This is a genomic window from Nocardioides sp. NPDC059952 (assembly GCF_042730435.1).
Lineage (GTDB): Bacteria > Actinomycetota > Actinomycetes > Propionibacteriales > Nocardioidaceae > Nocardioides.
Genome location: NZ_JBHWLY010000043.1, coordinates 16,456 through 26,209 on the forward strand (window position 1 = coordinate 16,456; position 9,754 = coordinate 26,209).

Sequence of the window (9,754 nt, forward strand, 5' to 3'; positions counted from 1 at the left end):
CCAGAGAGCAAGGAATCATGTCGATCCTCTCCGGCTTCAGCTCCGACGAGATCACCCAGCTCATGGATACGCCAGGTGCTGTGATCACCGCCGTGACCGTCGCCGACGGGAGGCCGGGCATCCTCACGATGCACAGAACGAGCGCCCGGATCGCCACGGTTTTCAGGGCAGCTCGCCAGGACGAGAACGAGTTGATCAGGGCCGTCGCGCTCGCGATGCAGGATCGACCGGAAGAGCCCGAAGAGCACGAGTCTGTTACCGACCTTCTCTACCCGGACCCGGAGCGGGAAGCCGCCCGAGCGGTCGAGGCGGTGGTGACCTCGATCGCCCTGCTCCGGAATCGAGCCGCGAGGGCCGACGTCGATGAGTACGCCGCCTGGCTGGTGGGACTCGCGAGCCAGATCGCGGAGGTCACCACAAAGCGCGGCGGCCTCTTCGGCAGGAGAGCGCGGACCTCGCCGCCCGAACACGCCTTCATCGGTCGACTTCGTGCGGCGGTATCGGACTAGGGTCTGCCGTCGCGGCGGGCAACCTACCCCCGCCGCGACGTTCCGGTGACCGGGGGCTCAGCCGCCGAAGGCGGGGTGGAGCGGCTTGCCGGGACCCTTGGAACGGGCCGTCGCATCGGCCTCGATCGGGTCGAAGGTCCACAGCGCGTACGCCCCCGGGCCGACGTGCAGCGTCGAGTTGCCGATCGTCTCGGTGTGCGGCTCCTCGGCCGCCTCGTTGAGGGCGAGGATGACGTGGCGTACGCCAGCCTTCTCGGCCGGGACCGGGAGCAGGCGGATCTTGGTCATGCCGTCGAAGGCGAGGACGCCGCCGTCCTTCAGGGTGCGGATCGTGATCCCGGCGGCACGCCACAGCGGCACCATCTTGTCGATGTCCGCCGCGGTCGTGGCGATCTGGATGCCGATGACATCGCGCATCTGGTGGTCGCGGTAGCGGTCGCGGTTGTAGCGGTCGCGGCTGACGTCGCCCTCGTAGGCGGGCGGCGGGAAGGTGAGCCGCGGGTCGCCGAGGAACTCGTCGCGATACTCCATCGCCCAGGAGAAGAAGGTGTCGTAGGTGGCCGTCGTGTAGGTGACGTCGAACCAGGGGATCGGGTTGCCGTCGCCGAGGTCGGTCACCTGGGTGAACTCGACCGGGTCGACGCCGAGCTTGTGCAGGTTGTCGGTGGCGATGGCCAGGTCGCCGTCGTTGTCGGCAGAGACCGCGAGCCCGGTGTCCCCGGCGACCGCGTCGGGCGCATCGCCCGGCCCGAAGAACTCCAGGTAGGTCTCCTTGCCGAGCAGGTAGCGACCGGTCCAGGTCGAGCTCCCGTCGTTGCCGGTGTTGATCCGGCGGTCTGCGAACTCGCCCAGATACTCGGAGTGCTCGATCGCGTCAGCCGTCTCCCGGTCGACCATCGCCCAGGCGTGGTTGAACGCCAGGAGCGGGTCCGGACGCGCCTCCTCCTCGGCCTGGGCAGGGGCCACCGAGGTGCCCGAGGCGATGATGAGCGAGGCGATCGCAGCCGCGATGAAGCCCGAGATTCTCCATGGAGTCCGCATGGGTCCCAGTCTCTGCGACGGCGGCGCTCCTGTCCTCGGAATTCCTCAGGCGCCGTGGGAGACGGTGGCCATGGTCGCGCCGAGGCCGATCATGATGACGCCACCGCCCGCGCCGAGGCCGTCGAGGCGCTTGGGCTTGTGGGCGAACCAGGCCTTGGCACGGCTGGCGGCCAGGACCCAGCCCGAGTCGCAGACGAAGGCCATCGCCGAGAAGATCGCACCGAGCAGGAGGATCTGGGGCACCGCCGGGGCGGAGGTGTCGATGAACTGGGGTAGGAATGCCAGGTGGAAGACGATCGTCTTCGGGTTGGTCGCGCCGACGATCATCCCGGTGCGGATCGCGCCCCACGCGGTCGTCCGCGCGACGTCCTCGCCGTCGAGGGCGGCGCGCGCGTCGGCACGGTGGCGGATCGCCTGGATGCCCAGATAGACGACGTACGCAGCGCCGATCAGCTTCACGACCGTGAAGGCGGTCGCCGAGGCCGCCACCAGCGCGCCGAGCCCGACGGCCACCGCCAGGACCTGGCCGAACTGGCCCAGCGCGTTGCCGCCGACGGCGAGGACCGCCTCGCGGCGGCCCGCGGTCAGGGCCCGGCCGAGGGCGAAGAGCACGCTCGGTCCGGGGATCAGGATGAAGATGACGGACGCGAGCGCGAAGGCGGCGAACTGGCTCAGGGACGGCACGAGTCAGATTCTCCGGCACGGGTGGCCAGACGTACGAACCATTTCTGGCAGACGAGACGAGGTTCATGCGCCATGGATGATCCGGACGGCGCTCGGGTCGTCTCGAATGGCTGTCATGAGCGAGGTGACGCGGACTGCGGTGGGCGCCGGATCGGGAGCCGTCTTGTTCACCCTCGCCTCGGCGCAGTTCCTGATGACCCTGGACAGCTCGGTCATGAACGTCTCCATCGCGACGGTGGCCGAGGATCTCGACACGACAGTCACCGGGATCCAGACGGCCATCACCCTGTACACGCTGGTGATGGCCAGCCTCATGATCACAGGCGGAAAAGTAGGCCAGCTGTTGAGCACGAAGCGGGCCTTCGCGATCGGCTGCGTCATCTACGGTGTCGGCTCGTCGACGACTGCGCTGGCCCCCAATCTGACCGTGCTCATCATCGGATGGTCGTTCCTCGAGGGTGTCGGGGCCGCACTGATCATGCCGGCGATCGTCTCGCTGGTGGCCACGAACTTCGCTCGGGCCGAACGACCGCGCGCCTATGGGCTGGTGGCGGCGGCCGGCGCGATCGCGGTGGCGGCAGGACCGCTGATCGGCGGACTGCTCACCACGTACGCCTCCTGGCGGTTGGTGTTCGCCGGAGAAGTCCTGATCGTGCTGGCCATCCTGCTCCTGACCAGGAGGATGACGGACTCGCCGGCGGACCCGAGCGCACGCCTCGATCTGGTGGGCACCGTGATGTCGGCGCTCGGGCTCGGCCTGGTCGTGTTCGGGATCCTGCGCGCGGGGACCTGGGGCTTCTTGATCCCGAAGGAGGGGGCGCCGTCGTGGCTCGGCGTCTCACCTGTCGTCTGGCTCGTGATCGCCGGTGGACTCGTGCTCCGGTTGTTCCTGGGGTGGGAGCGACGGCGTCAACAGGAGGGGATGCCGGCGTTGATCGACCCGGCGATCCTCGACAACAGAGTGCTGCGTGGTGGCCTGACGTCCTTCTTCTTCCAGTACCTCCTGCAGGCCGGGCTGTTCTTCTCGGTGCCGCTGTTCCTGTCGGTGGCCCTCGGGCTGTCGGCGGTCGAGACCGGGGTGCGCATCCTTCCGCTGTCCCTCACCCTGCTGCTCGCCGCTGTCGGTATCCCGAAGCTCTTTCCGGATGCCTCGCCCCGCAGGGTGGTCAGGGTCGGGTTCGCCGCCCTCTTCGCCGGCAACGTCTCCCTGCTGGTCTCGCTCGAGGCGGGCGTGGGGCCCGAAGTCGTCACGTGGCCGATGCTGCTGGCCGGACTCGGCGTGGGCGCGCTGGCCTCGCAGCTGGGCAGCGTCACCGTCTCAGCGGTCCCGGACGAGCAGAGCTCGGAGGTCGGCGGGTTGCAGAACACGGTCACCAACCTGGGCGCCTCGATCGGCACGGCCCTGGCGGGCGCCGTGCTGATCTCTGCCCTGACCTCGTCGTTCCTCACCGGGATCCAGGACAACCCTGACGTACCCGACAGTCTCTCCACGGCGGCTGCGGTCGAGCTCGCCGGGGGGATCCCGTTCGTTCCTGACGACGCCCTGGCGGACGCCTTGGCCGACGCCGGCGTGCCCGAGAGTGCCTCGGCGGCGATCATCGAGGAGAACACCGCCTCCCGCCTCGACGGACTGCGGGCTGCCCTGTCGGTGCTCGCGCTGATCTCTCTCCTCGCTCTGTTCTTCGCCCGCGGGGTGCCCACCAGGCAACCCGGTTGAGTCCGACGCGCCCTAGCTGACGCGGGAAGCCTTGATCTGCTCGACGAGGATGTCGCCGTGCCCGGCGTGGCGGGCGAGCTCCTGGATCATGTGCGCGTAGACGAACCGCAGGGTCACCGGATTCCCGTGCCAGTCGAACTGCTCGTCGAGCTCATGTCCGGCGGCCACCTCGCGGGAACGCTCGCAGGCCGCACGGTGGGCCGCGCGGACCGACTCGACCGTGTCCTCAGGGTCCGGCAGGAAGCTCTCCTCGACGGTGTCGGGCAGCCCGATCTCCTTGCGCGGCACACCGGCGACACGGGCGTGGAACCACACCTTCTCCACGAACGTCGCGTGCTTGACCAGCGCCAGGGGTGTGGTCAGCGACGGGACCAGCCTCCGTCGGGCCTCCTCGTCGTCGAGGTCCTCGAGGAGGCCGGTGATCTCGTCCCGCTGGATGTCGACCATTCCTTCGAGAAGCGCGCGCTCGTCCGCCTGTCCGATCTTCATGCGGGCAGGCTAGTCGGATGTCCGCAGGCGCACGGTGCCCGGGCCGTAGCCTGTCCGTCATGTCGACGACGAACGACGCGGGGCCGGTCTTCGATGGCGTGAAGATCGGACGGCCCGCGACCGGGGCACTGCTCGCTGCGGGCTATCGCACGCTGTCGGACCTGCCGGACGACCTGGATGCTCTGCTGAGGCTCCACGGCGTCGGGCCCAAGGCCGTGAGCCTGCTGCACGAAGCGCTCAGCAGCGCTCCCTGACGTACGCATCGGCCTGCCGGCGATCCCAGCCGCGCGCCTCGTGGAGCCCGCGAACGAGCATCGAGACGTACGCGGCCGACGGCCGGGTGTGCGGGACCGCGTCGAAGCCGTGCGGCGCGGTGAAGGTGAGCATCGGGAGGCCGTCGCGGCGACCGACCTCGATCAGGGTCTCGTAGTGCCCCGGTCCCGCCTCGTGACGGCCCTCCTCGAGCCCGTCGATGACGACCTTCTCGATCGGGTCGCCCGGGGTGGGCAGCCGGTCCATCTCCTGGGCGGCGACATCGGCGAACTGCTCGGCGGTCATCCGGAAGGCCCGGGCAGCAGTCCACGACCCGGCCGCGTCGTGGTCGTAGAACGCCACGCCACCGGTCCATGTCGCCGACTCACCCGCGAAGTAGAGCCTCCCGGGGAGGTCGACGGCGACGTCCTCGACCGGCATGGCCGGCGTGCGGGCCCCGACGTACGACCGTCGCGCGCCGACGGGCCGGCCACCGAGGAGATAGGCGCCGAGACGGTCGCGGCACATGTTCGATCCATAGCTGACGTACCAGACCTCGGAGCTCATCGCGGCGCAGCCTACCGGGGGGTGCTGGCCGGGAACCTCGTTGCCTGGGCATCACACCTGGAGGGCGGCGAGCACTCCGTCGGCGTACTTCTCCAGCTTCGCCTCGCCGATCCCGCTGATCGTCCCGAGCTCCTCGCGGGTGGCCGGCAGCCGGGTGGCGATCTCGCGGAGCGTGGCGTCGTGGAAGACGACGTAGGCGGGCACGCCCTGCTCCTTGGCGACCTCACCGCGCCACGCCCGCAGCCGCTCGAAGACCTCGGCCGCCTCCGGCGAGAGATCGGCCGCGGCCACCTTCGGCTTCCGCTCCCCGGAGCCGCTGCGGCGAGCCTGTCGCGGCGGCTCCTTGCGCAGCATCAGCTGCTGCTCCGAGCGCAGCACGGGGCCGGCGGCCTCGGCGACCGAGAAGACGCCGTAGCGGGTGTCGACGGCGAGCATCTCGCGGGCCAGCAGCTGCCGGATGACGGAGTGCCAGTCGCTCTCGGCGATGTCGGTGCCGATCCCGAAGACCGACAGCTCGTGGTGGCGGAACTGGCGGACCTTCTCGGTCTCCTTGCCCCGCAGGATGTCGACGATCTGCCCGGCTCCGAAGCGCTGCCCGTTGCGCTCGCGGTCGAGCCGGATGACGGTGGAGAGCACCTTCTGGGCGGGAACGGTGCCGTCCCAGGACTCCGGTGTGGCCAGGCAGGTGTCGCAGTTGCCGCACGGCTCGGCGGCCTGGCCGAAGTAGCGCAGCAGCTGCACCCGCCGGCAGTCGACGGTCTCGCACAGGGCCAGCATCGCGTTGAGGTGCTGGCCGAGCCGGTGCTTGTGGGCCCGGTCGCCCTCGGAGGTCTCGATCATCTGCCGCTGCTGGACGACATCGGCCAGGCCGTAGGCCAGCCACGCGGTCGACGGCTGACCGTCACGTCCGGCCCGCCCGGTCTCCTGGTAGTAGCCCTCGACCGACTTGGGCAGATCGAGATGGGCCACGAAGCGTACGTCCGGCTTGTCGATCCCCATCCCGAAGGCGATGGTGGCGACCATGACGATGCCGTCCTCGCGCAGGAAGCGGGACTGGTTCTGCGCGCGGGTCCTGGCGTCGAGACCTGCGTGGTAGGGGAGCGCGGGGATCCCGGCGCCGACCAGGGTCGCGGCAGTGCGCTCGACCGAGTTGCGCGAGAGGCAGTAGACGATGCCGGCCTCGCCGGGGTGCTCGGTGCGGATCAGGTCGAGGAGCTGCTTGGCCGGCTTGTCCTTCGGGGCGATCCGGTACTGGATGTTGGGTCTGTCGAAGGAGGCCACGAAGTGGCGGGCGTCCTCGAGGTCGAGCCGGGAGGCGATCTCGCGCCGGGTCTCGGCGGTGGCGGTCGCGGTCAGCGCGATCCGCGGCACCTCCGGCCAGCGCTCGTGCAGGTGGGAGAGCTGCAGATAGTCGGGCCGGAAGTCGTGACCCCACTGGGACACGCAGTGGGCCTCGTCGATCGCGAAGAGCGAGATCTTGGCCTGGTCGAGCAGCCGGCCGGTCTCGGGAACCCGCAGCCGCTCCGGGGCGAGGTAGAGCATGTCGAGCTCACCGGCGAGCAGCGCCTTCTCCACCTGCTGCCGCTCGTGGGGCATCTGGGTGGAGTTGAGGAAGCCGGCGCGCACGCCGAGCGCGGAGAGCGCGTCGACCTGGTCCTGCATCAGCGCGATCAGCGGTGAGACGACCACCCCGGTCCCGGCTCTCACCAGGGACGGGATCTGGTAGCACAGCGACTTGCCGCCACCGGTCGGCATCAGCACCAGCGCATCGCCACCTCCGGCGACGTGCCCGATGATCTCCGCCTGCTCGCCACGGAACTCGTCGTAGCCGAAGACGCGGCGCAAGACATCCAGCTCCGGGGTCACCTCATTCACGCGAGTGACCCTACCGGCCGTCACCGACGGTCCGGAGTTGTGAAGCTGAGAGTGGTCTATAGGTCACTCTCAGCTTCACAACCTCCTCAGACCGAGATCTTCTCGCGCTTGACCGTGGCTCCGTCGGCGGCGGGGCCGTGGGCGCGCTCGAGCCCGGCGCCCTCGACGTCCACGTTCGGCAGGATGCGGTCGAGCCACTTCGGCAGCCACCACGCGGAGCGGCCGAGCAGGTGCATCAGCGCCGGCATCAGCAGCATCCGGACGATGAACGCGTCCAGCAGCACCCCGAGCGCGAGCCCGAAGCCCATCGAGCGGATCATCACCGACTCGGCGAAGACGAACCCGCCGAAGACGGAGACCATGATCAGGCCGGCCGCGATGACCACCGAACGCCCGGCACGGAAGCCCTGGGCGACGGCGAGACGCGCGGGAGCCCCGTGGACGTACGCCTCCCGCATGCCGGAGGCCAGGAACAGCTGGTAGTCCATCGCCAGGCCGAAGAGGATCCCGACCAGCAGGATCGGCAGGAAGCTCAGGATCGGCCCGGTGCTGTCGATGCCGATCCACTCGGCGCCGATGCCCTTCTGGAAGACCGCGACCACGACGCCGTACGTCGCCAGCAGCGAGAGCACGAAGCCACCGGTCGCGATGAGCGGGACCAGGAGCGAGCGGAAGACCAGGATCAGGATCAGCAGCGAGAGGCCGACCACGACGGCGAGGTAGGGGAGGAGTACGTCGTTGAGCCCCTGCGAGACGTCGATCGCGACCGCGGTGGCGCCGGCGACGCCGAGCGTGATGTCGCCGTTGACCGCCGGCATGTCCCGGATCGCGTTGACCAGCTCGTTGGTCGAGACGCTGTTCGGGCCCTCCTCGGGCACGACCTGGAAGGCGGCCGTGCGACCGTCCTCGGAGACGGCGGCCGGAGCCACTGCGCGTACGTCATCGAGGTCCGCCAGTGCTTTGGCGACCGTCAGCTGGGCCCGCTGGATGCCGGCCTCGTTGAGGCCCTCGGGCAGCTCGGCGGCGACCAGCAGCGGGCCGTTGGCGCCGGCACCGAAGCTGTCCTCGGTGATCGTGTAGGCGGTCTTGGCCAGCGAGCCCTCGGGCTCGGAGCCGCCGTCGGGGAGGCCGAGGCGCATGTCGAGGGCGGGGACCGCCAGGGCGAGCAGGGCGACCACGGAGGCGACGACGGTGACCAGCGCGCGCCAGGTCGGCATCGGCTTGGCGTCGGCCTCGGCGGCGTCCTGCTTGGCGACCTTCTTCCGGGCGCGCTTGGAGACGATGCGGCCACCGACGAGGCCGAGGATCGCCGGGGTCAGGGTGATCGCGACCAGGACCGCGATCGCGACGCAGGCCGCTCCGACCGAGCCCATCAGGCCGAGGAACGGGATCCCGGTCATGTTGAGGGCCACCAGCGCGACGATCACGGTCGAGCCGGCGAAGACGACCGCCGTGCCGGCGGTGCCGTTGGCGAGCGCGATCGACTCTTTGACGTCCGAGCCGTGGAGCAGCTGCTTGCGGTGCCGGTTGAGGATGAAGAGCGAGTAGTCGATGCCGACGGCCAGGCCGAGCATCAGGCCCAGGATCGGGGTCATCGAGGCCATCTGCACGACCCCGGAGAGGGAGAGCGCGCCGAGCGCACCGATGCCGACTCCGGTCAGCGCGGTGATCAGCGGGACGCCGGCGCCGATGATCGTGCCGAGCATGACCAGGAGGACGATCGCGGCGACGCCGACGCCGACGATCTCACCTGGGCCCACGGGGTTGGGGGTCTCCTGGGAGATGTCGGAGGAGACGCCGATCTCGACCCCGTCGATCGGGCTGTCTGTGAAGTGGTCGACGGTGGCCTTCTTGGTCTCCTCGGACATCTCCAGACGGCCGACCGAGTAGGCGACGTTGACCAGGGCGGCCGAGCCGTCCGCCGAGACCATCCGGATCCCGTCTGCGAGCTCGAGCAGCTCGGCGCCGTTCTCGGCCTTGGCGGTGTTGGCCTCGAGGTCGGCGGCGCTGTCGTCGAGCTTGGCCTGCTGCTTGTCGAGGGCGGCCTGCTGGGCGTCGATCTGGGTGGTCGGCATCCCGGCGCTCTGCAGCTGGGTGCGGGCCTTGTCGATGTCGGCCTGCGCCTTGTCGAGCTTGGCCTGGGCGCTGTCGAGCTGGGTCCGGCCGGCCTCGAGCCGGGCCTGGCCCTCGGTGACCTTCTCGGCCTGCGCCGTGCGCTGGGCCTCGGTCTGGAACGGGTCGGTGACCGCGGCGACGTCGGGGAGGTCCTCGGCGCTGGTGATCAGCGCCCGGATCTCCCGCTTCTGGGTTGCGCTGAGCGGGGTGCCGTCCTCGGTCTGGAAGGCGATCGTGCCGGAGCCGCCGGCCAGGTCGGGCAGCCCCTCCTGGAGCTCGTCGACCACCTCGGACGAGGGCAGCCCCGGGATGTCGAAGCTGGTGGTGAGCTCGCCTGACCAGGCGACGTACGCCCCGGCGGCGCCGGACAGCGCCAGCACCCAGGCGAGGATCACAAGCCAGGCGCGGCGCGCGGCCGACTTGCCCAATCGGTACAACAGCTCCGCCATGGCGGCATCCCTCCGGTAATTCGCAACGGTGCGTCCAGTTAATCACCTGTGCGCGA

9 protein-coding genes are annotated in these 9,754 nt (G+C 70.0%); 3 read left to right on the top strand and 6 right to left on the bottom strand.

All coding sequences use genetic code 11. The annotated features are described in order from the left end of the window. The first annotated feature begins 17 nt into the window (after positions 1-17). On the top strand, positions 18-509 hold the full coding sequence (locus ACFV9G_RS19060) for a hypothetical protein (protein WP_378729082.1): 492 nt from the start codon (positions 18-20) through the stop codon (positions 507-509). A 57-nt stretch (positions 510-566) separates the two neighbouring features. On the opposite strand, the gene ACFV9G_RS19065 is transcribed toward ACFV9G_RS19060, so the two are convergent. Both ACFV9G_RS19065 and ACFV9G_RS19070 read right to left on the bottom strand, forming a co-directional pair. Then, a complete protein-coding gene (locus ACFV9G_RS19065; RefSeq protein WP_378729083.1) occupies positions 567-1,550 on the bottom strand; it encodes a DUF5829 family protein in 984 nt (327 codons plus the stop codon). A 45-nt stretch (positions 1,551-1,595) separates the two neighbouring features. After that, the gene (locus tag ACFV9G_RS19070; protein WP_378729084.1) at positions 1,596-2,234 is read right to left on the bottom strand and encodes a LysE family translocator; all 639 of its coding nucleotides are present in this window, start codon (positions 2,232-2,234) and stop codon (positions 1,596-1,598) included. A gap of 115 nt (positions 2,235-2,349) precedes the next feature. Here ACFV9G_RS19070 and ACFV9G_RS19075 point away from each other — a divergent pair, with 115 nt between their 5' ends. Then, entirely contained in the window at positions 2,350-3,951 is a 1,602-nt protein-coding gene (locus ACFV9G_RS19075) for an MFS transporter (protein ID WP_378729085.1), read from the top strand. A gap of 12 nt (positions 3,952-3,963) precedes the next feature. Here the strand turns inward: ACFV9G_RS19075 and ACFV9G_RS19080 are convergent, their stop codons facing one another. Further along, a complete protein-coding gene (locus ACFV9G_RS19080) occupies positions 3,964-4,440 on the bottom strand; it encodes a DinB family protein (RefSeq protein ID WP_378729086.1) in 477 nt (158 codons plus the stop codon). 59 nt (positions 4,441-4,499) lie between these two features. Between ACFV9G_RS19080 and ACFV9G_RS19085 the strand changes: the two genes are divergently transcribed. After that, the gene (locus ACFV9G_RS19085) at positions 4,500-4,694 is read left to right on the top strand and encodes a helix-hairpin-helix domain-containing protein (protein ID WP_378729087.1); all 195 of its coding nucleotides are present in this window, start codon (positions 4,500-4,502) and stop codon (positions 4,692-4,694) included. Here ACFV9G_RS19085 and ACFV9G_RS19090 read toward each other — a convergent pair. The 3 genes from ACFV9G_RS19090 to ACFV9G_RS19100 form a co-directional block, all read right to left on the bottom strand. Next, complete coding sequence (locus tag ACFV9G_RS19090; protein ID WP_378729088.1) at positions 4,678-5,259, bottom strand: histone deacetylase; 582 nt, start codon at positions 5,257-5,259, stop codon at positions 4,678-4,680. The genes ACFV9G_RS19085 and ACFV9G_RS19090 overlap by 17 nt on opposite strands. A 51-nt stretch (positions 5,260-5,310) precedes the next feature. Further along, complete coding sequence (gene recQ / locus ACFV9G_RS19095) at positions 5,311-7,134, bottom strand: DNA helicase RecQ (RefSeq protein WP_378729089.1); 1,824 nt, start codon at positions 7,132-7,134, stop codon at positions 5,311-5,313. An 86-nt stretch (positions 7,135-7,220) separates the two neighbouring features. After that, positions 7,221-9,698: an MMPL family transporter gene (locus tag ACFV9G_RS19100; RefSeq protein WP_378729090.1), complete on the bottom strand. Its 2,478-nt coding sequence runs from the start codon at positions 9,696-9,698 to the stop codon at positions 7,221-7,223. Between the last annotated feature and the right edge of the window lie 56 nt (positions 9,699-9,754).